The organism is Phenylobacterium sp. (assembly GCF_035944335.1).
In the GTDB taxonomy this organism is placed as follows: Bacteria; Pseudomonadota; Alphaproteobacteria; order Caulobacterales; family Caulobacteraceae; genus Phenylobacterium.
In genome coordinates, this window is the sequence record NZ_DASZBG010000110.1 from 1 (window position 1) to 21,845 (window position 21,845).

Consider the following 21,845-nt stretch of genomic DNA (forward strand, 5'->3'; position numbering starts at 1 on the left):
TGCAGGCCGCCGAGCCGGGCGAACACCGCCTTCTCCAGCCCCGGGATGGTGCGGAACACCTCGCTCTGCGACCCGTGCTTCAGCTTGGTCTGGAAGCCGACCATGTTCCACAAAGTGCCCAGCGCATTGTCCTGGCGCAGCTGGACCACGGCCCAGGGCTTCACCTGCGGATCGTGTTCGTTGGTCAGGCCGACCGGCTTCATCGGCCCGTGGCGCAGGGTCTCGCGCCCACGCTCGGCCATCACCTCGATCGGCAGGCAGCCGTCGAAATAGGGCACGTGCTCCCAGTCCTTGAACTCGGATTTCGGCGAGGTGAGCAGGGCCTCGATGAAGGCGTCGTACTGCTCGCGATCCATGGGGCAGTTGATGTAGGCGGCCGCATCGCCGCCGGGGCCTTCCTTGTCGTAGCGCGACTGCCGCCAGGCCACGTCCATGTCGATGGAGTCCAGGTGCACGATGGGCGCGATGGCGTCGAAGAACGACAGCTGGCCTTCGCCGGTCAGCGTCAGGATCGCCTCGGAGAGCGCCGGCGAGGTGAGGGGCCCGGTCGCCACGATCACGCTGTCCCAGTCGGCGGGCGGCAGGCCGGCCACCTCCTCGCGCACGATGGTCACCAGCGGGTGGGCCTCCAGCCGCTCGGTCACGGCCTGGGCGAAGCCGTCACGGTCCACGGCCAGGGCGCCCCCGGCCGGCACCTGGTGGGCGTCGCCGGCGCTGAGGATCAACGAGCCCAGCCGGCGCATCTCGGCGTGCAGCAGCCCGACCGCATTGCCCGTCCAGTCGTCGGCGCGGAAGGAGTTGGAGCAGACCAGCTCGGCCAGCCGGTCGCTCTGGTGGGCGTCGGTGCCGCGCACCGGGCGCATCTCGTGCAGCACCACGGGCACGCCGGCCTGGGCGATCTGCCAGGCGGCCTCGGATCCGGCCAGGCCGCCGCCCACCACATGCACGGGTCTTGTCATGCGTGGCTAACTAGCAACGATTAAGGGCCATCGCGAGCGGGGCCTTGCGCGCGCTGTCCAGCCCGCTCAACTTCGGACACTACGGGGGCGCCGACTCGGTCTCATCGAAAGGGACCGGCGGCCAGGGACGGACATGACTCCTTTTTCGCCGAGCGAAGCTGCGCTGGAAGGTTTCCGGATCACGCGCGAGAACCCGCGCGCCTTCGCCTGGTGGGTGGGGATCTCATTCCTGGTCAGCGTGCTGGGCGCCTTCGTCACCGTCCTTATGCCGGCCGAGGTGCGCCATGCGCTGGACACCCTGCGCGCCGAGGACACGCCCGATCTCGCGACCCTCGCCGACGCCCTGATTGCGGTCTCGCCCCTGTTCGTCTTCGGCCTCGCCTTCCAGTGCATGATGGCCGCGGCGGTCTATCGCGTGATCTTCCGCCACGAGGACTCGCGGTTCGGATACCTGCGGCTGGGCAGCGACGAATTGCGGCTGATGGCGCTGACCCTGATCTTCGTGGTGCTGACCATCCTGCTGGCCGTCGCCCTGACGCTGGGCGCGGCCATCGTCATCGCGCTCGCCTCCTTCGCGGGCCGGGGTTTCGCCGTCTCGGTCGGCGCGATCGCCGAGCTCGTGTCGCTGGCGGTGCTGGTCTATGTGCTGGTGCGCCTGTCGCTGGCGCCCCCGGCCACCTTCGCCGAGCGCCGGCTGCGCATCGGCGAGTCCTGGACCCTCACCCGCGGGGGCGTCTTCTGGCGGCTGTTCGGCGCCTATCTGCTGGCGGTCGCCTGCATGGTGGTGATCGGCCTCCTGGCGCTTGTGCTGTTCACCGCCGTCGCCGGGATCATCGTGCTGCTGGCCGGCGGCCAGCTCACCGACCTCTCCACCATCTTCCATCCGGACGAGACCTCGCTGGCCGCCTATCTGAACCCCGGCATGATCGCCTACATGATCGTCGGCAGCCTGTTCCAGACCCTCTATTTCGCGGTGATCGCCGCGCCCGGCGCGGTGGTCTATCGCCACCTGCACGACGATCCGGACGGCCTCAGCCTGCACATCAGCGCCCCTTGAGGCGCGCGGGCGGGGCGGGGGAATGAGCGACTTCTCACCGAGCGACGCGGCGCTGGAAGGCTTTCGCGTGCTGCGTCAGAGCTGGCGGGTGGTGGTCGGCTGGTCGCTGTTCAACCTGATCGCCCTGGTGGCCCTGGCCATCGTGGCCTCCGTCGCCACCTTCGGCGCCGCGGCGGCCTCCAGCGCCGGCGCCGTGCAGTTCAGCGGCGCGTTCGGCGGCCTGCTCGCCAGCCTCGGCGAGGCGCTCACCGTGGCGGTGCTGGCCGGCGGCCTCTTCCGCCTGATGCTGCGGCCGCAGGAGCCGGGATTCCTGCACCTGCGCATCGGCGCCGACGAGCTGCGGATCTTCGGCGTCTGGGTGGTGATGGTGGTGGCCGCGTTCCTGCTGGCCGGGGTGTGCGCGGCCCTGGTGCTGGCGGGCCGCGGCATCGGGCCGGGGATGGCGCTCGTGGCCTGGGGCCTCGTGGTGGCGGCCGGGGTGTGGCTCGGCCTGCGCTTCTCGCTGGCCTCGGTGGTCAGTTTCGCCGAGCGGCGCTTCACCCTCATGGGCTCCTGGCGGCTGACCCGCGGCCAGGTCTGGCCGCTGCTCGGCATGACGGTGCTGTCGTCGTGCGTCGTGGCTCTGATGGCGCTCCTGGTGGCCATCGTGCTGATGCTCGCCATGGGCTTCAGCGTCGGCTTCGGCGCGGTGTTCGAAGCCATGGGCGACGCCGATGCGCTCGCCACCCACCCGGGGCTCTACCTCGCCCAGCTGGCCGCCCAGCTGGTGCTGTTCCCGGCCGCCCTGGTGCTGTTGCTCGCGCCCTGGGTCAGCGCCTATGCCGCGCTCAGCGACCGCGAGATCTAGGCCCCAGCGCTTGGCCGCTCGGTCACCCGGGCATGCCAGCCCTTCACGTTCTCGTACTCGTCCGGAACGTCCAGTCCGATCCAGGTGGCGAAATCGACCGTGGTCAGGGCGCAGATGTCGGCCATCGAATAGGCCTCGCCAGCGATGAACGGCTGGTCGGCCAGTTCGCGGTTCAGCCACTTCAGTCCGCCGGCATAGGCGCCGCGATTGGCCTCGCCGAAGTCCTTGTACTGGGTCAGCAGGGCCGCGGTGCGCGGGTGGGCGTGGCGCCAGAAATTGCCCACCGGGTTCATCACCTGGAACTCGATCCGCCGCACCCACATGTCGACCAGGGCCTTGCCCTTGGCGCCGGTCCCGAACAGGGGCGGCTCCGGCGTCGTCTCCTCGAAATAGCGGCAGATGGCGACGGTCTCGGAGATCGCGGTCCCGTCGTCGAGCACCAGGGTCGGCACCTGGCCCAGCGAATTGCGCGCCTTGTGCTCATCGCTCTTGTGCTCTCGCTGCATCAGGTTGAGCGGCGTCTCGGGAAGCTCGATCCCCTTCTCCGCCAGGAAGATCCGCACCCGCCGCGGATTGGGAGCCGGATTCGGCGCGCCATAGAGGATCATGGAATTCTCCCGGTTCGTCCCGCCCCAAGGGCGGGACGGCGGCGCGAAGCGCCGCCTAGGGATATCACGCCCTCTTTCGCGCCGTCCCGCGCCGCGCCCGGTGGCGTTCCAGCAGGCCGGCCAGGTACCGGCCGGTCCAGCTCTTCGCATTGGCCGCCACCTGCTCGGGCGTGCCGCAGGCCACGATCTCGCCCCCGCCGTCGCCGCCTTCGGGGCCGAAGTCGAGGATCCAGTCGGCGGTCTTCACCACGTCGAGGTTGTGCTCGATGACGATCACCGTATTGCCCTGGTCGACCAGCTCGTGGAGCACCTCCAAGAGCTTCTTCACGTCCTCGAAGTGCAGGCCGGTGGTCGGTTCGTCGAGGATGTAGAGGGTCTTGCCGGTCGCGCGCCGCGACAGCTCCTTGGACAGCTTCACCCGCTGCGCCTCGCCGCCCGACAGTGTGGTCGAGGACTGGCCGACCTTCACATAGCCCAGGCCCACGCGCTTCAGGGTCTGCATCTTCTCGCGCAGCACCGGCACGGCCTTGAAGAAGTCGGCCGCCTCGTCGACCGTCATGTCGAGCACGTCGGCGATGGATTTGCCCTTGAACAGCACCTCCAGCGTCTCGCGATTGTAGCGCCGGCCATGGCAGACGTCGCAGGTCACATAGACGTCGGGGAGGAAGTGCATCTCGATCTTGATCAGGCCGTCGCCCTGGCAGGCCTCGCAGCGGCCGCCCTTGACGTTGAAGCTGAACCGCCCCGGGCCGTAGCCCCGCGCCTTGGATTCCGGCAGGCCGGCGAACCAGTCGCGGATGGGCTGGAAGGCGCCGGTGTAGGTCGCCGGGTTGGACCGCGGTGTCCGCCCGATCGGCGACTGGTCGATGTCGATGACCTTGTCGAAGTTCTCCAGCCCCTCGATCCGCTCGTGCGGGGCCGGCGCGTCCGAGGCGTTGTGCAGCCGCCGCGCGGCCGCCTTGTAGAGGGTTTCGATCGTGAAGGTCGACTTGCCGCCGCCCGACACCCCGGTGACGCAGGTGAAGGTGCCCACCGGGATCTCGCCGGTGACGGACTTCAGATTGTTGCCGGTCGCCCCGATGACCCGCAGCACCTTCTTCTTGGAGATCGGCCGGCGCTCTTCGGGAACCTCGATCTCGCGCACGCCCGACAGGTACTGGCCGGTCAGGCTGCGCGGCTCGGCCATGATGTCGGCGGGCTTGCCCTGGGCGATGATCTCGCCGCCGTGCACGCCGGCGGCCGGGCCCATGTCGATCACATAGTCGGCGGTGAGGATCGCCTCCTCGTCGTGCTCGACCACCAGCACCGAATTGCCGAGGTCGCGCAGGCCCCGAAGGCTGTGCAGGAGGCGGGAATTGTCGCGCTGGTGCAGGCCGATGGAGGGCTCGTCGAGCACGTAGAGCACGCCCGTCAGGCCCGAGCCGATCTGGCTGGCCAGCCGGATGCGCTGGCTCTCGCCGCCGGACAGCGATCCTGAGCCGCGCGACAGGTTCAGGTAGTCCAGGCCCACGTCCACCAGGAACCGCAGGCGGTCGTTGATCTCCTTCAGGATTCGACGCGCGATCTCCATCTGCTTGTCGGTCAGCCGGCCATCCAGGGCCTCGAACCATTCGCGCGCGTGCTTGATGGACAGTGTCGAGACCTGGCCGATGTGATGGCCGTCGATCTTCACGGCCAGGGCTTCCGGTTTCAGGCGATAGCCCTCGCAAGCCTCGCAGGGCGTTTCGGACTGGAAGCGGCCCAGCTCCTCGCGCACCCACGATGAGTCCGTTTCGCGCCAGCGGCGCTCCAGGTTCGGCAGCACGCCCTCGAAGGTCTTGTTGACCTCATAGCGCCGCGCATTGTCGTCGTAGATGAACCGGACCTTCTCCTCGCCGGAGCCGTGCAGCACCACCTGCTTGGCCACGTCGGGCAGCTTCCACCAGGCCTCGTCCATCGAGAACCCGTAGTGCCGCGCCAGCGCCTGCAGGGTCTGGGTGTAGAGCGGGGAGGGGCCGCGCGACCACGGCGCGACGGCGCCCTTGTGCAGGGTCTTGTCCTTGTCCGGCACGACGAGGTCGGCGTCGAACGCCAGCTTCATGCCCAGGCCGTCGCACACCGGGCAGGCGCCGTAGGGGTTGTTGAACGAGAACAGCCGCGGCTCGATCTCGCTGATGGTGAAGCCGGAGACCGGGCAGGCGAACTTCTCGGAAAAGATCAGCCGCCGGGGTTCTTCCTCCGTGGGGTCCTTGTCGGCCCATTCGGCCACGGCGATGCCGTCCGCGAGGCGCAGCGCGGTTTCCAGGCTGTCGGCGTAGCGGCTCTCAAGGCCGGGCTTGGTGACCAGCCGGTCCACCACGATGTCGATGTCGTGCTTGAACTTCTTGTCGAGGGTCGGCGCGTCCTCGATCGGATAGAACTCGCCGTTGATCTTCAGCCGCTGGAAGCCGGCCTTCTGCCACTCGGCGATCTCCTTGCGGTATTCGCCCTTGCGCCCGCGCACCACCGGCGCCAGCAGGTAGATCCGCGACCCCTCGTCCAGGGCCGACAGCTTGTCGACCATCTGGCTGACCGTCTGGCTCTCGATGGGCAGGCCGGTGGCCGGCGAATAGGGCACGCCGACGCGGGCCCAGAGCAGGCGCATGTAGTCGTGGATCTCGGTGACGGTGCCCACCGTCGAGCGCGGGTTGCGGCTGGTGGTCTTCTGCTCGATGGAGATGGCCGGCGACAGGCCCTCGATGAGGTCCACGTCGGGCTTGCTCATCAGCTCCAGGAACTGCCGGGCATAGGCCGAAAGGCTCTCGACATAGCGCCGCTGGCCCTCGGCATAGATGGTGTCGAAGGCGAGCGAGCTCTTGCCCGATCCTGAAAGGCCGGTCAGCACCACGAGTTCGCCGCGCGGGATGTCCACGCTGACGTTCTTCAGGTTGTGCTCGCGCGCGCCGCGCACGCGGATCAGGTTCTGGTGGTCGGCCATCTTGTCCCGGAAACACGCTAGCGCCCGCCGGAGGTCCTCTTGGGAAGAGATCCGCCGCGGGCGTTCGGTGAACTGCTGTCAGTGATACCCCAATGTAGGCGCCCGAGTCGCCACTTTACACGAGAACGCAAAGGGAACAAATGCCCTGTGCCGGAACGCGGGCCGACCGCTACTGACAGGACGGTGGCAGCAGCGCCTCAGGCCCGCATCGCCCGTCGGTCGGCCCAGACGTAGAGCGCCAGCCCGGTGAGCGCATAGGCTACGATGGCCAGCGGCGGCGCCAGCGCGAAGTCCTCGGGCACGAGGGCCAGGGGCGCACCCTTCCCGGTGGCGACGATCAGGGCCGCGTGGGCGACGTTGAGCAGGCTGTCGCCGACGATGTAGCCGCTCACCAGCAGCACGCCCAGCCGCTTGGCCGCCTCGCCGTTCGGGCGCTTTTCCACCCGGCGGTCGTAGGCGTAGCCCGCGAAGGCGCCCAGGATCACCGGCACGGTGACGCTCGACGGCAGGTAGATGGCCAGCGCCGCGCCCAGCGGCGGCAGGCTGCGCCGTCCCGTCCGGCGCAGCAGCTCGTCGACCACCACCAGGGCCGCGCCCACCAGGCCGCCGATGCCGATCAGGCCCCACTGCAGGTTGCCGCCGACCACCCCCGACGCAATCGTCGAGATCAGCGTCGCCTGCGGCGCGGCCAGCGGATTGGCCGAGATTCCGTGCATCGGCGAGCCGGCGAAGCCATAGGCCTTGTTGAGCAGGTTGAGGATCACCGGGATCACCGCGGAGCCGGCGATCACCCCGATCACCAGGGCCACCTGCTGGCGCCACGGCGTGGCGTCGACCAGCTGGCCGGTCTTCAGGTCCTGCAGGTTGTCGTTGGCGCTGACCGCCACGGAGATCAGGATCGCGGTGACCAAGAGGGCGAAGGCCACCAGCGGCTTCACGTCGCCGCCCTTCAGCACCGGCAGGCCGATGGCCGCGATGATCAGGGCCGCGCCCAGCACCGATAATATGGCCATGCCTGAAACCGGCGAGTTGGAGGAGCCGATCAGCCCGGCCATGTAGCCGCAGACCGCCGCCACGGCGAACCCGGCCACGGCGATGTAGAGCACCGCGGCGATGGTCAGGGGCACGACCAGCGAGCCCAGCGGCCCGCCCGCCAGGAAGGCGGCCAAGAGGACGGCGATGGGGACCAGGCAGGCCAGAGAGATCACCGCCATCACCCCGATCGGGATGTCCTGTTCGGTGCGCGGCAGGGCGCCGCCTTCGCCGGCCTTGCGCCGCCGCTCGGCGGCAAGGGCGCTGGCCACGCCGGTGACCAGCGGCACGGCGAGCTTGGCCAGGGTCCAGAGCGCCGCGACCCCGATGGCGCCGGCCCCGATGAAGCGCACCTGATGGCGCCACACATCGCCCGCCCAGTCGGCGATCGGGCCGGCGGCCGGATGCAGGGCGGTGAGCACCGGCACCGCGATCCCCCAGGTGATGACCAGACCCACCGTCATGGCCGCGCCCACCGCGACGCCCACCAGGTGGCCGGCCCCGAACAGGGCCAGCGAGGCCTGCGCCCCGAGGCCCGTCGCCCCGCCGTTCGGCGTGCGGACATAGGCCGAGACTTCGCTGGCGAACACCCGCGTGGTGGTGATCAGGGCATAGGCCGCCCCGGCGATCGAGCCGAGGGTGATGGCCAATAGGCCGAGCTTGCTGTCGGCCTGGGCCTCCGCCCCGTCGCCCTCGGAGCCGGAGCCCACGAGCAGCACCTGGGCGGCGGCGACGCCTTCCGGGTAGGGCAGGTCCGACTGGGTCACCAGCGCCCGCCTAAGCGGGATGGTGTACATCACCCCCAGCACGCCCCCGACCGCGCAGATCGCGAAGGTCGTCCAGAACGGGAAGCCCGTCCACGCGCCGACGATGATCAGGCCCGGCAGCACGAACACCACCGAGGCCATGGCGCCCGCCGCCGAGGCCACCGTCTGGACGATGTTGTTCTCGACGATGGTCGAGTTCTTGAAGGCCCGGAGCAGGGCCATGGAAATCACCGCCGCCGGGATCGAGGTGGCGAAGGTCAAGGCCACCTTCAGGCCCAGGAACACGTTCGCCGCGGTGAACAGGAAGGTGATCAGCACCCCCAGCACCACGCCCCGGACCGTCAGCTCCAGCCTCGGCCGCTCCGCCGCTTCCACCGCCGCCATATTGTTTCCACCCTTGAGCCCTTGACCGACCCGTTAGAGCCGGAAGCGGGACCGGGCTCAAGAGCGGCTCGGGGGACCCCTTTGGGGACCTGCAGCCCGCGCGGGCGCTAACACGTCGGAAACCATGATTCGGCTATCCCTAGCGGTGGGTCGAGGAACGCCTGTGAAGACGATTACAGTGAATTCCCGCAAGGGTGGCGCGGGCAAGACCACGGTCTCCGTGAGTTTGGCGATGGCGGCCCGGCAGGCCGGCCTCAAAGTCGTGCTGGCGGACATGGATCCGTTGCGCTCCTCGTCGGAGATTCTCCGATCGCGGGCGGAAGCCTCCTCGATGCTGATCGAGACCAACGCCGGAAAGCTCTGGGTGCTGCAGGAGAACTGCAAGCGCAACGGTTGCGACCTGCTGGTCATCGACACACCGACCCATCCGGAGTCCGAGATCGTCCACTGCATGACCCATTCGGACCTCGTTCTGGCGGTCACGCGCCCGACGTTCCTGGACCTGGCGGCCGTCCGGGATACGATCGCGCTTATCCAGCGCACCCCCACCCCGGGTCTGGTCGTGCTCAACCAGTGTCCGCCGAAGCGCAACGGCGAGGAGAACCCGGTCGTCATCGACGCTATCCAGCGCCTGAGATTCGGCAAGCTGCCGGTGGCGAAGTCCGTGCTGCGCAGCCGCATCGCCTATCAGCACGCCTTCGCCAGCAACTGTGGCGTGACGGAATGGGACGTGAACAGCGAAGCCGCCGCTGACGTGCTCTGGCTGCTGGCCGAAATCAGCAAGCACCTCGCCCTGGCGCCCGCGAAGAGCGCCCCCTTGCCGCGCGCCCTGCGGCGACGCCCACAGGGGCTGTCGCCGGTGCGGGCGATGCAGTCGGCATTGCGGCGGCTGGTGTCCTGACCGCCGGCTAGCCGCGGTCGATCCGCGCCGCGTAGCAGCCGCGGCCAGCGTTGTGGGCGTGGATGTAGGCGACCTGCGGATTGGCGAACATCTTCTCGATGACCGGCTCGATCGCAGCCCCCGGCGTCAGCTCGGCGTCGACCATCATTCCGGCCTCGTCATAGGCCCGCAGGCTGAGCGCGGCGCGAACCCTGAGCGCGCCGGGAACCTCGTCCACTGCCCGGCGTGGCTCGGTCGCCGCCTCGCTGACGAAGATCGCGTGGCTCGCGCGATAGGGCGTTGGCGCCGGCTGGTGCTCGTAGTTCATGAGCAGCACCGTCTCGCCGGGCTCGGCGTCCTCCAGCGTCACCCGGCAGGGGAAGCCCGCCTTGGCGTCGACCTGGCAGCGGACCACGCCGCGCTCGGCCAGCGCCGCGTCGGAGAGGCTGAACAGGGGCCTGAAGGCCTCGACCGGCAGGCCGGAAATCACGAACGACATGGGGGTCTCCTTCTCGCGCCGGACCATCGTTCGACGCCCGCCGGAAGCCAATGGGTCGTCCGCAACACAGGTCCGAAAGCCGCCGGCGCTCAGGCCCCCACCAGCGCCATCTGCGGCGGGGGCGGGGCCTTGGCGGCCTCCTCGACCAGCCAGTCGCGGAAGTGGGCGAGGCCGCGCTTGGGCGCCTCGTCGGGCAGGATCAGGTGGAACCGCGCCGGCGTGCGCACGAAGCCGAACGGGGCGATCAGCCGGCCCGCGGCGATGTCCCCGGCCACATAGATCCACGGCGTGATGGCGACGCCGAGGCCCGCGTTGGCGGCCTCGAGGGTATAGAAGATGTGCTCGTACTCGCGGTGCGCGGCCGCCTCGGGCAACACCACTCCGGCATGTTCGGTCCACTCGGCCCAGGCCTGCGGGTGGGAGCGGGTGTGCAGGCGCGGCAGGCCCTTGAGGTCGGAGAGGCTCAGGCCCGCGCCGCGCAGCGACGGCGACAGCACCGGTCCGTGGAAGTTGTCGAACAGCGTGGTGGTGGTCGCCCCCTCCACGTGGAGGGTGTCGGCCAGCCGGATGGCGGCGTCGAAGGGCTCGCGGGTGAAGTCGACGGGGCTGTAGGACTCGGTCACCCGCACCGAGTGAGCTGGATGGCGGGCGTGGAAGGCCGGCAGGCGCGGGATCAGCCAGCGCATAGCCAGCGTGCCGACGCAGGAGACGTGGATCTCGCGCTCGGCGCCGGCGCTGACCTCCACGAAGCTGCGCTCGATCTCGTCGAACGTCGCCCCCAGCGAGCGGGCCAGCCGCTGGCCGGCGTCGGTCAGGCGCAGGTTGTTGCGCGGTCCATGGGTCAGCCGCACGCCGCACAGCCGCTCCAGCCCGCGAACCTGCCGGCTTACCGCGCCGTGGGTGACGCACAGCTCGTCGGCGGCCAGGCTCATGCGGCCATGCCGGGCGAAGGCCTCGAAGGACCTCAGCGCGGTCAGCGGCAGGTGTTGGCGCCTCGGCATGTGATCTCAGCTCACAAGCAACAGGCGGCTTATAGCGCGGATCGCGGCGTTTGGCGTCATACCGCCGCCGCCAGGTAGAGATGGCTCTCGTAGCCGATCTCCAGCTCCCCGCCGTGCGCCACGATGGCCTCGGCGAGCGCGTCGATCAGCGCCTCGCGCCGCGGCTCGGCGATCCCGTTGAAATCGGAGCGGCTGCGCAGGAAGGCCCGGTAGCTCTCGGCCGTGTGGGGCCAGATCCAGGGGTAGGCGCGATGGGTGGCCGGCGCGAACCAGCCGGAGCCGGCGAACAGCCCCGACACGGGCCCCTGTGGCAGGTACCAGCTCTCCGACGGCGGGCCCCAGAGCTCTGGCGCATGGCGCATGTAGAGCGGTTTCGCGGCCGCCAGGAACCACGGCGGATATCGCACCGGGCAACTGCCGAACACCGCCAGCCAGCCGTCGGGCCTGAGCGCCAGGGCGGCGCCGGCGAAGGCGCGGGCCTGCGGCGTCCAGTGCCAGGACTGGGCGGCGGCCACCAGGCGGTAGCCCTGCGCGGGCGCAACCCAGTCCTCGAAGCGAGAGATGACGAAGGCCACGTCGTGGGCGTCGGCGAAGCGGCGGCGGGCCGCGGCGATCAGGGCCGGGCCGGGATCGAGCGCGGTGATGGCGTAGCGTCGGGCGTAGAGGCTCTCGGTGGCCTGGCCGCTGCCGCAGCCCACTTCCAGCACCGGGTCGCCGGGTCCGAGACCAACCATGGCGGCGATGTCGTCGAACAGCGGCTCCGGATAGCCCGGGCGCACCGCATCATAAATCTCGGCGACCGTATCGAAGGTGGCGCGCAGCTCCATCTCTGTGCCCTCGGCTCACGTTGCGGTGCAGCATCGGGTCTGTGAGGCCAAGGCGCAAACGACATCTCAGCCACCGCCCTGTGAGCTTAGATCACTAGAACCGGGTTTCCCACTCCAGCGCGAACCGAACCTGGCCGTCGGTGTCGCGCCGCGCCGCGCCGACGGCGGCCAGCCAGCCCGCTTCCAGCTCGAACTCGCCGGCCTTGCGGCCGGCCGGCCGGAATTCCCAGCGGACCATGGGGCCCAGGAAGTGCGCCTGCGATCCGCCGGGCGCCCGGTTGGTCCCGAGGGCGCCGAACGCCTGCACCCCCACCTGCACGCCGTGGCCGGCGTCCAGCGTGCCTTGCGCGGCGTAGCCGAGCTGCGCGGCCCCTTCGCCGTCGCGTCGGGTCAGGGGCTGCTGGGCGATCAGGTTGACGAGCCCCTGCACCGGCCCGAAGCGGCGGGCCAGCAGCAGCTTGGCCTCCACGAGGCCGGACTCGTTGTGAAGGCGCTGCTCGTATTCCAGGTAGCCGCCCACGTCGACGCCGGTCCCGGGGACCTGGCCCAGGTAGGCCACGCCCTCCAGCCCCACCGAGTCGAGCTTGCGCCGGGCGCCCGGCTGGTCCTCGAACTCGCCAAGCACGGCCAGGCTCAGCCGGTCGCCGAATCCGTGCTCCAGTTCCACCACCGCGGCGGAATCGCCCGCCGCCGCGCCGCCGAGATAGCGGCCGCCACGCACCTCCAGCTCGGTGACCCCGTTGCGGGGGTAGGGTGCATAGACCTGGTTGGCGAGCCCCGGCTCGGCCGCCGCGGACCCCGCCCACCCCATCGCCATCGCGACCGCCGTCGCCAGCCTGACGCCCCAGTCTCGCATGTCCCGCCCCGTGTGTTGAGAATGGTTCGCATATACACTTGCGAACGATTGTCAATTGCAGCTAAGAAGCAGGCTCCAACGAGGAGAGATCGCATGATGCGGCTTGCAGCGGCCCTGGTCCTGATCGGCGTTTTCGGCGCCGGCGCCGCCCTGGCGGAAGCTCCGGCCGAGCCGGTGACCGTGGCCCTGACCCTGAAGGATCATCGCTTCACGCCGGACCGCGTCTCCGTCCCGGCTGGGCGGACGATCCGCATCGAGCTGGCCAATCGCGACGCCGCCCTCGAGGAGTTCGACAGCGACGACCTGCATGTGGAGAAGGACGTCACCCCGCTCGGCAAGGCGAGCTTCACCGTCGGGCCGCTGAAGCCCGGGGCCTATAGTTTCATGGGCGAACTGCACGCCGATACCGCTTCCGGCGTGCTGACCGCGACCGCGCCCTAACTCACGAGGCCTTCCTCTGTGGCTCGCGGCCGACCACGCGGAACACCGCATTGGCCCGTGCGCAGGGCAGGCCGTCGGCGGTCACGAAAGCCTGGGCGAAGCACAGGGTGGTCCCCGGCTTCACGAACACGGTGTCGAACTCCAGCCATTGGCCGAGCTGGGCCGAGCCCAGGAAATCCAGCGTCAGATTGACCGTCACGAGGCCGCCGGCGTGACCGAGCGTGCGGGCGCAGGAGAGGCCCATGGCGTTGTCGGCCAGGGCGGAGATCAGGCCGCCGTGCACGAAGCCGCGGCTGTTGGTGTGGGCGGCGCCGGCCCGCAAGGCGAGGATCACCCGCTCGCCCGCCTTGCGGCTGTAGAGCGGCTCCCACGGATCGGTGAGCGGGCTCTTGCGGTCGTGCGGAGAGTAGCCGGCAGGCAGGTCCTGGATCGTTTGGGTCATGGTCGTCGTCCCTGACGGGGTTGAACCACGCCCCAGGGAGACGCCGACGCCGCGTGAGCCGGGAATCCGGACGCGGATCGGCGGTTCTCATAACCGGACTGTGACCGTCGGCGCCGGGATCGCACCGGCTCTGCTCGTCCCCTGCTTCGCTCCGAGTGGAGCTCCGCAGGGCGCCCGCGGGCTCGTCCCGCCCCGCAGGGAAGGCATCACCGCCGGTGGGGAATTCCACCCCGCCCTGAGAACGTAGACCGCCGGAACAGCCCGACGGATCGCGCGACGATACCGGTGTTACGCAGCGTCAAACAAGTGTTTGAATCAAGCCCGCTTGTTCAGGGTGATGGCCGCGCCGTCGGTGGGCTTGGCGGTGCGTTCGCCGGTCGGGCCATAGGCCGACGGCGCGCCGTGGTGGCGCTGGTTGGCGACCTCCTCGGCGATGGCCCGCACCAGGCCCTCGGTGATGAACTTGGCGGCTTCCAGGGCGCGCGACTGGCGGGCCAGCACCGCGTCGAAGGCCTCGGTGGCCCGCGTCAGCCGGGCCCGCTCGAGGACGGGCGCGCCGACCAGCAGGCTGGGGTTGGCGCGAATCCGCGCGGACTCGTGGCGATAGACGTTGGCGAGCTTCGAGGTCTCCTCCACGAAGCGGGCGGCGTCCTGCGGCCGGTGCTGCTCGAAGGCCAGGGCCTGGTCGGCCACCAGCTCGGTCAGCCGCTCGGTCAGGATGATCAGCTGATCCACCCGGTCGGCGGGGGTCTCCGCGGCGAGCGCCATCACTTCAGTCCCTGCAGCTTGAGCATCTCGCGTTCGACGGTGGGGGCGATGCCGATGCCGCCCACCTTGACCATCTGCTTGGACATCGCGTCGGTGAGCACCGAGCGGAACATCTCCTCGCCCTGGCCGCCGCCGAACGGGCCGTCGGTGGAAACCCCGGCGAACATCTGCTGCATCATCACCGAGAGGAACGAGGCCTCGAAGTCCTGGGCCGTCCGCTTGATCTGTCCGCGCTTGGCCAACTCGGCGGCGCTCGGCGCCGCGGGCGGGGCGGTCAGGCTCGGCGGGATCACCATGGCGGAGATGTCGCTCATCACAGCACCTCGATCTCGGCCTGCAGGGCGCCTGCAGCCTTGATGGTCTGGAGGATCGAGATCATGTCGCGCGGCGTGACGCCGAGCGCGTTCAGGCCGGCCACCAGGGTGGCGAGCGAGGCCCCGCTCTTGATGGTCAGGAACTGCTTGCCCTTCTCCTCGTCGACCGAGACGTCGGACTGCGGCACGACGGCGGTGTTGCCCACTCGGGCGAAGGCGGGCGGCTGGCTGACGGCCGGGGTCTCGCGCACCGTGATGGTCAGGTTGCCCTGCTGGATGGCGACGGTGGAGATGCGCACGTTCTCGCCCATGACGATCACGCCGGCGACCTCGTCGATCACCACCTTGGCCGGGCTGTCCGGCTCGACCGCCAGGTTTTCGGCCAGGGTGATGAAGCCCATCATGTCCTGCCCGGCCGGCGGCTTGACGGCCACGATGGTGGGGTTCTCGGCGAGCGCCGAGCCCGGCCACTTGGCGTTGATGACGTCGGCGACCCGATGGGCGGTGGTGAAGTCGGGGTTGTGCAGGGTCATCCGCAGGATCGGCATGGAGTCGAAATTGAAGGCGACCTCGCGCTCGATCACCGCCCCGCCGGCGATCCGGCCGGCGGTGGGCACGCCCTTGGAAACGGTGGAGCCTGAGGCGCCCGACGCGCTGATCGAGCCGGTCTGCACCGTGCCTTGCGCCACGGCGTAGGTCTGGCCGTCGGCGCCCAGCAGCGGGGTGACGATCAGGGTGCCGCCCAAGAGGCTCTTGGCGTCGCCCATGGCCGAGACGTTGACGTCCATGTGCGCCCCGGCCGCGGCGAAGGCCGGCAGCTTGGCGGTGACCATCACCGCAGCCACGTTCTTGGTGTTCAGGTTGGCGTCGCGGGTGTTGACGCCCAGCCGCTCCAGCATGGCCTCGAGGCTCTGCTTGGTCATCGGCGCGTTGCGCAGCGCGTCGCCCGTGCCGTTCAGGCCGACCACGATGCCGTAGCCGACCAGCGGGTTGTCCCGCACGCCTTCGAAATCGACGATGTCCTTGATCCGCGACTTGGCCGCCGCGGGCTCGGCGACGAGCGCCAGGCTGGCGAGGGCGGCTAAGAGACTTACCAAAAGCTGACGCATGATCACCGGCGAAGCTGCTTCGCCCGTATGCATGCGACGCCCGTGCCAGTCTGAAACGACAACAAAAACAATCGGATGGGGGAGCGCCGGAGGCTCAGCCCACGGCCTGTCGGCAGAATTTGCCCGGCATTAACCATACTGCAATCAGGGCGGCCGGAATCTGGTCCTCACGCGTAAGGGTATAGAGTCGGTCACATGAAGGTCACGGGGACGGGCGGGGTCGGACAGGCGGGGGGCGCGCGTGGGACCCAGCGCTCGGCCGATGGCAGCTTCCGGTTGCCCTCCATGGGCGAAACCGCGGGTCCCGCGCAAAGCTCCAACGTCTCCACAGCCCACGCCGTGATGGGTGTCGAGGCGCTCCTCACCCTGCAGGACGTCGGCGGCCCGCTGGAGCGCAAGCGCCGCGCCGTTGGCCGCGCCGGGCGCATCCTCGACCTGCTTGACGGCGTGAAGCTCGCCCTGCTGGAGGGCCGGATCAGCGGCGACGCCCTGATCCGCCTGCAGGGCGCGGTGCGCGAACAGCGGGCCGGCACCGACGACCCGCGGCTGGAGGCCCTGCTCGATGAGATCGAGACCCGCGCCGCCGTCGAAATCGCCAAGCTGGAACAGGCTCGTGCGGCATAACGCCGATGTCAGTTTCCCGTGATTTGAAACCCATGTTCGTTTTGCTATAAGCCGCCCGCGTGTCGCTCGGGGAGTTCAGGGGGCTCGAGGTGTCCATGAAAACAGCCGCAGTACGGGCTGAAGTCGCTGAATACCGTCCTTCCGAGGACGAGGAATTCATGAATGATCGGCAACAGGAGTATTTCAAGGAGAAGCTTCTCCTTTGGAAAGAGGAAATTCTCAGGGAATCTCGCGAAACCCTGACGCACTTGCAAAGCGAAACCGAAAACCATCCCGATCTCGCGGATCGGGCGTCTTCGGAGACCGACAGGGCTCTTGAGCTGCGCACCCGCGACCGTCAACGCAAGCTGATCTCCAAGATCGACGAGGCGCTGCGGCGGATCGAGGAAGGCACCTACGGCTATTGCGAAGAGACCGGCGAGCCCATCGGCGTCGCCCGCCTGGACGCCCGGCCGATCGCCACCCTGAGCCTGGAAGCCCAGGAACGGCACGAGCGCCGCGAGCGCGTGCACCGCGACGACTGACTTTTCCCTCCCCTTCATGGGGAGGGTGGCTGGAGCGAAGCGACAGACGGGTGGGGAAACCACGACTAGGCTCTGAGCCTGATCTCTATTCCCCACCCCGGGCGCGTGCCGCGCCTCGACCCTCCCCATAAAGGAGAGGGAAAAGCCCTACGCCTTGCGCGCCACCGCGTCGGCGCTGGGCCCGGCCATTTCGCGCAAGGCCGGGATGATGTCCTCCACGCGCTCCACCGAGCGCCAGGAGCCCATGAACTCCGGCGGGGTGAGCCTCTCGTCGACGGTCATCTGGAAACAGTCGAACAGCGTCTTCCAGAAATTCCGCGGGTTATAGAACACCACCGGCTTGCGGTGCAGGTCGAGCCGGCCCCAGGACAGCAGCTCCACCACCTCCTCGAGCGTGCCGATGCCGCCCGGCAGGATGACGAAGCCGTCGGAGCGCTCGAACATCATCATCTTGCGCTCGTGCATGTTGGAGACGATCACGTGCTCGACGGTCTCCAGCGCGCGCTCCTTGCCCATCAGGAAATCGGGGATGATGCCCAGCACTCGCCCGCCGGCCGCATGCGCGGCGCGCGCGCAGGCGCCCATCAGGCCGACGCCGCCGCCGCCATAGACCAGCCGCAGGTCCGCCTGCGCCAGCGCCTGGCCCAGCGCCTTGGCGGCCGCCAGGAACGCCGGGTCGGCGGCCTCCGACGAGCCGCAGAACACGCAGATGGACTCCAGGGCCTCAGATCGTCCGGCCATGTCGATGATCACTCCTGTCCGGCCCCGGGATCGGCTGCGTATGCTTGCCGGGGCGCGAGGAAGGCCCGATTAGCTACGGCTGAGGTTAAGGAGTTTCAAGCGCGCCGTGTTCCCGAAGTCCGCGACTCTCCTGGCCCCGATGGCCGTCATGGCCGCCGCCCTGGCCCTTGCCGGCTGCGGACGGACGCCGCCGCGCCGCACCGATGCGCCGTCGAGCGCCGCCGGAAGCGACTATGCGGCGCCGCCGAGCGTCGATCTCGTGCGCAACGAGGCCGCCGGCCCACGGCTCAGCGGCACGGCGCCGCCCGGCGTGCAGGTTCGGCTGGGCTCGCCGGCGGGTGTCGCGGTGTCGGCCTGGTCCGATACCGCCGGCCATTGGACGCTGCGGCTGGCGCCGGCGGCGGGCCCACGCATCTTCGGCCTCTCCGAGACGCTCGGCGGCCGCCAGGCCCAGGCGCAGGGCTACGTGCTCCTGACCCCGCAGGGTCCGGCGGCCCTGCTCAGGGCCGGCGCCGGGGCGATCCGGCTCGATCCGCGGCGTGGGCCAGGGCTGGGGGCCATCGATTTCGACGCCGAGGGCGGGGCGGTGGTCTCCGGCGTCGCGCCGGCCGATACCCCGGTCTTCGTGCGCCTCGATGGCCGCCAGGCGGCGCAGGCGCGGGCTGACGGCCAGGGCCGCTACGCCATCGCGCTCAGCCAGCCAATCCCTGGCGGGACCCACACCGTGGAGGTCAACGGCGACAACTTCGAAGCCGCCGCCAAGGTGGCCGTGACGCCGGCCGAGCCCCTTGTGGCGGGGCCTCTGCGTAGCCAGTTCACCAAGGGCGGCCTGCGGATCGATTGGCGGACGCCGGGCGGCGGGGTGCAGTCCACCCTGCTGCTGGACTGAAGGGGGAGGCCCGATTGGCCCACATCTACTACGCCGCTGCGCGGGCGAGGGAGCCGGGCGGCGTGGCGGCCCCTGCGGCCACCTTCAATTTCTGGACCTCCATGCGCGATCTCGGCCGCCTCGTGCTGCGCTCCGAAGCGCCGCAGCTGCGCCTGCGCCTCGTCGCGGCGCTCGGCCTGGTGTTCCTCGGCAAGATGGCCGGCGTCTGGGCGCCGGTCGCGCTTGGCGACGCCATCAACCGCCTGGCGCCCAAGGCCGGCGCGCCCTCCTTCGCGCTGTTCGTGATGGGGGCGCTGGCCGCCTCGGTCCTCAGCCTCGCCGCCGCCGCCGCGCCCTATATGCGCGACGCCATCTTCCTGCGGGTCTCTCAGGCGACCATGGCCAAGGCGGCCGTGGAGAGCTTCCAGCACGCGCTCGGCCTGTCGCTCGACTTCCACCAGACCAAGCGCATGGGGACCCTGTCACGGGTCATCGACCGCGGGTCGCGCTCCACCGACTTCCTGATCCGCAGCGTGGTGTTCAACATCGGGCCCACCCTGATCGAACTGCTGCTGGCGATCGGCGTCATGGCCTACAGGCTCGGCTGGGCGTTTTCGGCCATCACCTTCGCGACCATCGCCATCTATGTGGTGGTCACCTTCCGGATCACCGACTGGCGGCTCTCCCACCGCCGCGCGCTCAACGACACCGACAGCCGCGCCGCGGGCCTCTCGGTCGACGCCCTGATCAACTACGAGACCGTCAAGACCTTCGGCGCCGAGGACCGCGTGGTCGGCGGCTACGCACGGGCCATGGACGAGTTCGTCGAGGCGAGCGTGCGGGCCAACACCTCGCTCAACATGCTCAACGGCGCCCAGACCCTGATCATGCAGATCGGCTTGGCGATCATGACCGTCACCGCCGGTCTGTGGGTGGTGCACGGCCAGATGACGGTGGGCGGCATCTTCACCGCCAGCTTGCTCCTGCGCGGCCTCTACGCCCCGCTCGGCATGCTGGGCTTCAACTACCGCGAGATCCGCCAGGCTTTCATCGACATGGAGCAGATGATCGACCTGCAGGCCACGCCTCCGGAGATCGTCGACGCCGAGCATCCGAAAGCCCTGCCGCCGGCCAGCGGCCAGGGCGCGCAGCTGGCCTTCGAGCACGTCAGCTTCCGCCACGACGCGCGCTCCGTCGGCCTCTCCGACGTGACCTTCGAGGCCAAGCCCGGCTCGACCGTGGCCCTGGTCGGCCCCTCGGGCGGCGGCAAGACCACCGCGGCGCGCCTGGCCATGCGCCTGCTGGACCCGCAGGAGGGCCGGGTGGTGATCGACGGCCTCGACCTCAAGGACGTCCGCCTGGCCTCGCTGCGCCCCGCCATTGCGCTCGTCCCGCAGGACGTGGCCCTGTTCAACGAGACCCTCTACGCCAACATCGCCTTCGCCCGGCCCGACGCCGGCCCCGACGAGGTTCGCGGCGCCGCCGAGGCCGCCGAGCTCGGCCCCTTCATCGACGGCCTGCCCAACGGCCTCTCGACCTTGGTCGGCGAACGCGGCCTGAAACTTTCCGGCGGCGAGCGCCAGCGGGTCGGCATCGCCCGCGCCCTGCTGGCCAATCCGCGCCTCCTGGTGCTCGACGAGGCCACCAGCGCGCTCGATGGCCCCACCGAGGCGGCCATCCAGGAGACCCTGCGCAAGGTGCGCGCCGGGCGCACCACCCTGGTCATCGCCCACCGCCTGTCGACCATCGTCGACGCCGACCAGATCCTGGTGCTGCGCCGCGGCAAGATCGTCGAGCATGGGACCCACGCCGAGCTTATCGAGCGCACCGGCGAATACGCCGCCCTGTGGCGCCGGCAGACCCGGGAAGTCTAACCCCCGATGCCGTCGGCGATCAGCTGGCGGTCGAGGCCCATGGTGGTGCGGCTGGCGGCGACCTGCGCCGGCGTCAGGAACGGCCGCGGCAGCTCGGGGATGGCGGCCTCCATCACCGCCTCGAGGGCCGCGATGTCCTCGACGCGGGCCAGCCGCGACGATAGCCCCAAGGCCTACTCCGCCGCTTGCGGCAGGTCGTTGCTGGCCGCCGGCCGCAGCGCAGGTTTCGGCGCCAGCCCCGCGGTCTTGCGGCCCCAGCCCCAGACCCGCCGGAACCGGGCCGACATCACCTTGGGCGCGGCCAGCAGCACCGGCGTCAGCACCAGGGTGAGCAGGGTCGAGAACGACAGCCCCCAGACCACCGATCCCGACAGGTGCACCCAGATCGCCGAGCCCGGCGCATGGGATTCCACCGTCCCGGCGCCGAAGTCCGGGTGGATCTGGAACATCAGCGGCAGCAGGCCCACGACGGTCACCAGGGTGGTCAGCATCACCGGCCTAAAGCGCTGGGTCGCCGCCCGCATCGCCGCCTCGTCGGCCGGATGGCCCTGCCGTCGGAGCTGGTAGAAGGTGTCCACCAGGACGATGTTGTGGCCCACCACGACGCCTGCCAGCGACACGATCCCGGTGCCCATCATGATCACCGACACATAGTCGAAGGTGTGGGCGAGGTTGACCTGCACGCCCAGCAGCACGCCGACCGTCGACAGCGCCACGGCCGAGAGCGTCACCACTACCCCGTAGAAGCTGTTGAACTGCCACAGCAGGATCACCGCCATCAGGAACAGCGAGACCGCCATGGCCACCATGAAGAACTGGGCGGCCTTCTGGCCCTCTTCGTCGGCGCCGACGAACTTCCAGCGCACGGCGGGGTCGGTGAGCGTCTTCTCGAGCCAGGGCCGCAGCTTGTCGACCTTCTGGTTGGCGGCCACGCCCTTGGCGACATTGGCCTGCACGATCACCAGCCGCTGACCCTCGCGCCGCTGGATCTGGGTCACCTGCTGGGCCGGCACGCGCTTGATGAAATAGCTGGCCGGCACCGGGCCCAAGGGCGTGGTGATCTTCAGCTTGTCGAAGGCGCCGGTGTTGCGCGCGTCGGCGGGGAAGCGGACGCGGATGTCGAGCTCGTCCTGGACGTCGTCGGGACGGTAGCGGCCGACCAGCACCCCGCCGGTGAGGAACTGGATCGCCTGGCCGACCGACAGCACGTCGGCGCCGTAGCGACCCGCCGCCTCGCGGTCGACCTGCAGGTTCCACTCGATGCCGGGCGAGGTGCGGGTGTCCTCCAGCTCGATCAACTGCGGATCGGCGGCGAGCTTGGCGTCCACCAGGTTCGCGGCGCGGTCGAGGGCGGCCGGATCATGGCTTTGCAGCTGCACCTGGATGGCCTTGCCGGTCGGCGGACCGTTCTGCGGCAGCCGCACCTCCACCTGCATGCCGGGGATGTCGGTCACCTTCTTGCGGATC

At 69.8% G+C, this 21,845-nt stretch carries 23 protein-coding genes and 1 riboswitch; of the genes, 8 read left to right on the top strand and 15 right to left on the bottom strand.

The annotated features are described in order from the left end of the window. Nucleotides 1-959 (bottom strand): methylenetetrahydrofolate--tRNA-(uracil(54)-C(5))-methyltransferase (FADH(2)-oxidizing) TrmFO (gene trmFO / locus VGT80_RS17225; protein WP_327457887.1); only part of this gene is annotated, 959 nt, incomplete at its 3' end. Nucleotides 960-1,092: 133 nt separating this feature from the next. Between trmFO and VGT80_RS17230 the strand changes: the two genes are divergently transcribed. After that, nucleotides 1,093-2,016, top strand: coding sequence for a hypothetical protein (locus VGT80_RS17230; RefSeq protein ID WP_327457888.1), 924 nt, complete (start codon nucleotides 1,093-1,095; stop codon nucleotides 2,014-2,016). Between the two features lie 22 nt (nucleotides 2,017-2,038). Then, entirely contained in the window at nucleotides 2,039-2,863 is an 825-nt protein-coding gene (locus VGT80_RS17235) for a hypothetical protein (protein ID WP_327457889.1), read from the top strand. Here the strand turns inward: VGT80_RS17235 and VGT80_RS17240 are convergent. The 3 genes from VGT80_RS17240 to VGT80_RS17250 all read right to left on the bottom strand — a co-directional run bounded on the left by VGT80_RS17240 (nucleotide 2,860) and on the right by VGT80_RS17250 (nucleotide 8,610). Beyond that, a complete protein-coding gene (locus VGT80_RS17240; protein WP_327457890.1) occupies nucleotides 2,860-3,471 on the bottom strand; it encodes a glutathione S-transferase family protein in 612 nt (203 codons plus the stop codon). The two genes, VGT80_RS17235 and VGT80_RS17240, sit on opposite strands and share 4 nt — an antisense overlap. 64 nt (nucleotides 3,472-3,535) lie before the next feature. After that, nucleotides 3,536-6,427 carry an excinuclease ABC subunit UvrA gene (uvrA, locus tag VGT80_RS17245; protein ID WP_327457891.1) on the bottom strand — a complete coding sequence of 964 codons (2,892 nt, stop codon included), beginning with the start codon at nucleotides 6,425-6,427 and terminating at the stop codon, nucleotides 3,536-3,538. Between the two features lie 197 nt (nucleotides 6,428-6,624). Next, nucleotides 6,625-8,610, bottom strand: a complete 1,986-nt coding sequence (locus VGT80_RS17250; RefSeq protein ID WP_327457892.1) for an OPT family oligopeptide transporter — start codon at nucleotides 8,608-8,610, stop codon at nucleotides 6,625-6,627. A 163-nt stretch (nucleotides 8,611-8,773) separates the two neighbouring features. Here VGT80_RS17250 and VGT80_RS17255 point away from each other — a divergent pair, with 163 nt between their 5' ends. After that, complete coding sequence (locus tag VGT80_RS17255; RefSeq protein WP_327457893.1) at nucleotides 8,774-9,511, top strand: ParA family protein; 738 nt, start codon at nucleotides 8,774-8,776, stop codon at nucleotides 9,509-9,511. A gap of 7 nt (nucleotides 9,512-9,518) precedes the next feature. Here VGT80_RS17255 and VGT80_RS17260 read toward each other — a convergent pair whose 3' ends face one another. The 4 genes from VGT80_RS17260 to VGT80_RS17275 all read right to left on the bottom strand — a co-directional run bounded on the left by VGT80_RS17260 (nucleotide 9,519) and on the right by VGT80_RS17275 (nucleotide 12,673). Beyond that, nucleotides 9,519-9,989, bottom strand: coding sequence for a DUF1203 domain-containing protein (locus tag VGT80_RS17260; RefSeq protein ID WP_327457894.1), 471 nt, complete (start codon nucleotides 9,987-9,989; stop codon nucleotides 9,519-9,521). Nucleotides 9,990-10,078: 89 nt separating this feature from the next. Next, a complete protein-coding gene (locus VGT80_RS17265) occupies nucleotides 10,079-10,990 on the bottom strand; it encodes a LysR substrate-binding domain-containing protein (RefSeq protein WP_327457895.1) in 912 nt (303 codons plus the stop codon). Between the two features lie 56 nt (nucleotides 10,991-11,046). Continuing rightward, nucleotides 11,047-11,817, bottom strand: coding sequence for a class I SAM-dependent methyltransferase (locus VGT80_RS17270; protein ID WP_327457896.1), 771 nt, complete (start codon nucleotides 11,815-11,817; stop codon nucleotides 11,047-11,049). A gap of 94 nt (nucleotides 11,818-11,911) precedes the next feature. Further along, nucleotides 11,912-12,673: a hypothetical protein gene (locus VGT80_RS17275; RefSeq protein ID WP_327457897.1), complete on the bottom strand. Its 762-nt coding sequence runs from the start codon at nucleotides 12,671-12,673 to the stop codon at nucleotides 11,912-11,914. Between the two features lie 93 nt (nucleotides 12,674-12,766). Between VGT80_RS17275 and VGT80_RS17280 the strand changes: the two genes are divergently transcribed. Beyond that, complete coding sequence (locus VGT80_RS17280) at nucleotides 12,767-13,114, top strand: cupredoxin domain-containing protein (protein ID WP_327457898.1); 348 nt, start codon at nucleotides 12,767-12,769, stop codon at nucleotides 13,112-13,114. A 1-nt stretch (nucleotide 13,115) separates the two neighbouring features. On the opposite strand, the gene VGT80_RS17285 is transcribed toward VGT80_RS17280, so the two are convergent. The 4 genes from VGT80_RS17285 to VGT80_RS17300 form a co-directional block, all read right to left on the bottom strand. Continuing rightward, complete coding sequence (locus tag VGT80_RS17285) at nucleotides 13,116-13,556, bottom strand: PaaI family thioesterase (RefSeq protein WP_327457899.1); 441 nt, start codon at nucleotides 13,554-13,556, stop codon at nucleotides 13,116-13,118. A 79-nt stretch (nucleotides 13,557-13,635) separates the two neighbouring features. Then, a riboswitch (FMN riboswitch) is annotated at nucleotides 13,636-13,803 on the bottom strand. Nucleotides 13,804-13,871: 68 nt separating this feature from the next. Next, nucleotides 13,872-14,324 carry a flagellar basal body protein gene (locus VGT80_RS17290; protein ID WP_327457900.1) on the bottom strand — a complete coding sequence of 151 codons (453 nt, stop codon included), beginning with the start codon at nucleotides 14,322-14,324 and terminating at the stop codon, nucleotides 13,872-13,874. Further along, entirely contained in the window at nucleotides 14,324-14,638 is a 315-nt protein-coding gene (locus tag VGT80_RS17295) for a rod-binding protein (RefSeq protein WP_327457901.1), read from the bottom strand. The genes VGT80_RS17290 and VGT80_RS17295 overlap by 1 nt, the downstream gene beginning before the upstream one ends. Then, nucleotides 14,638-15,747 carry a flagellar basal body P-ring protein FlgI gene (locus VGT80_RS17300; RefSeq protein ID WP_327457902.1) on the bottom strand — a complete coding sequence of 370 codons (1,110 nt, stop codon included), beginning with the start codon at nucleotides 15,745-15,747 and terminating at the stop codon, nucleotides 14,638-14,640. The genes VGT80_RS17295 and VGT80_RS17300 overlap by 1 nt, the downstream gene beginning before the upstream one ends. A gap of 195 nt (nucleotides 15,748-15,942) precedes the next feature. On the opposite strand from VGT80_RS17300, the gene VGT80_RS17305 reads away from it, so the two are divergent. Both VGT80_RS17305 and dksA read left to right on the top strand, forming a co-directional pair. Then, nucleotides 15,943-16,371, top strand: a complete 429-nt coding sequence (locus VGT80_RS17305; RefSeq protein ID WP_327457903.1) for a flagellar assembly protein FliX — start codon at nucleotides 15,943-15,945, stop codon at nucleotides 16,369-16,371. Between the two features lie 95 nt (nucleotides 16,372-16,466). After that, a complete protein-coding gene (dksA, locus tag VGT80_RS17310; RefSeq protein ID WP_327457904.1) occupies nucleotides 16,467-16,895 on the top strand; it encodes an RNA polymerase-binding protein DksA in 429 nt (142 codons plus the stop codon). 147 nt (nucleotides 16,896-17,042) lie between these two features. Here the strand turns inward: dksA and VGT80_RS17315 are convergent, their stop codons facing one another. Further along, nucleotides 17,043-17,636: a TIGR00730 family Rossman fold protein gene (locus VGT80_RS17315; protein ID WP_327457905.1), complete on the bottom strand. Its 594-nt coding sequence runs from the start codon at nucleotides 17,634-17,636 to the stop codon at nucleotides 17,043-17,045. Between the two features lie 106 nt (nucleotides 17,637-17,742). Between VGT80_RS17315 and VGT80_RS17320 the strand changes: the two genes are divergently transcribed. Together VGT80_RS17320 and VGT80_RS17325 are read left to right on the top strand one after the other, a co-directional pair. Then, the gene (locus tag VGT80_RS17320; RefSeq protein ID WP_327457906.1) at nucleotides 17,743-18,525 is read left to right on the top strand and encodes a hypothetical protein; all 783 of its coding nucleotides are present in this window, start codon (nucleotides 17,743-17,745) and stop codon (nucleotides 18,523-18,525) included. A 101-nt stretch (nucleotides 18,526-18,626) separates the two neighbouring features. Then, nucleotides 18,627-20,378 carry an ABCB family ABC transporter ATP-binding protein/permease gene (locus VGT80_RS17325; protein ID WP_414693923.1) on the top strand — a complete coding sequence of 584 codons (1,752 nt, stop codon included), beginning with the start codon at nucleotides 18,627-18,629 and terminating at the stop codon, nucleotides 20,376-20,378. Here VGT80_RS17325 and VGT80_RS17330 read toward each other — a convergent pair. Both VGT80_RS17330 and VGT80_RS17335 read right to left on the bottom strand, forming a co-directional pair. Beyond that, complete coding sequence (locus VGT80_RS17330; RefSeq protein ID WP_327457908.1) at nucleotides 20,375-20,548, bottom strand: hypothetical protein; 174 nt, start codon at nucleotides 20,546-20,548, stop codon at nucleotides 20,375-20,377. The two genes, VGT80_RS17325 and VGT80_RS17330, sit on opposite strands and share 4 nt — an antisense overlap. A gap of 3 nt (nucleotides 20,549-20,551) precedes the next feature. After that, a partial coding sequence (locus tag VGT80_RS17335; RefSeq protein WP_327457909.1) for an efflux RND transporter permease subunit occupies nucleotides 20,552-21,845 on the bottom strand: 1,294 nt, incomplete at its 5' end.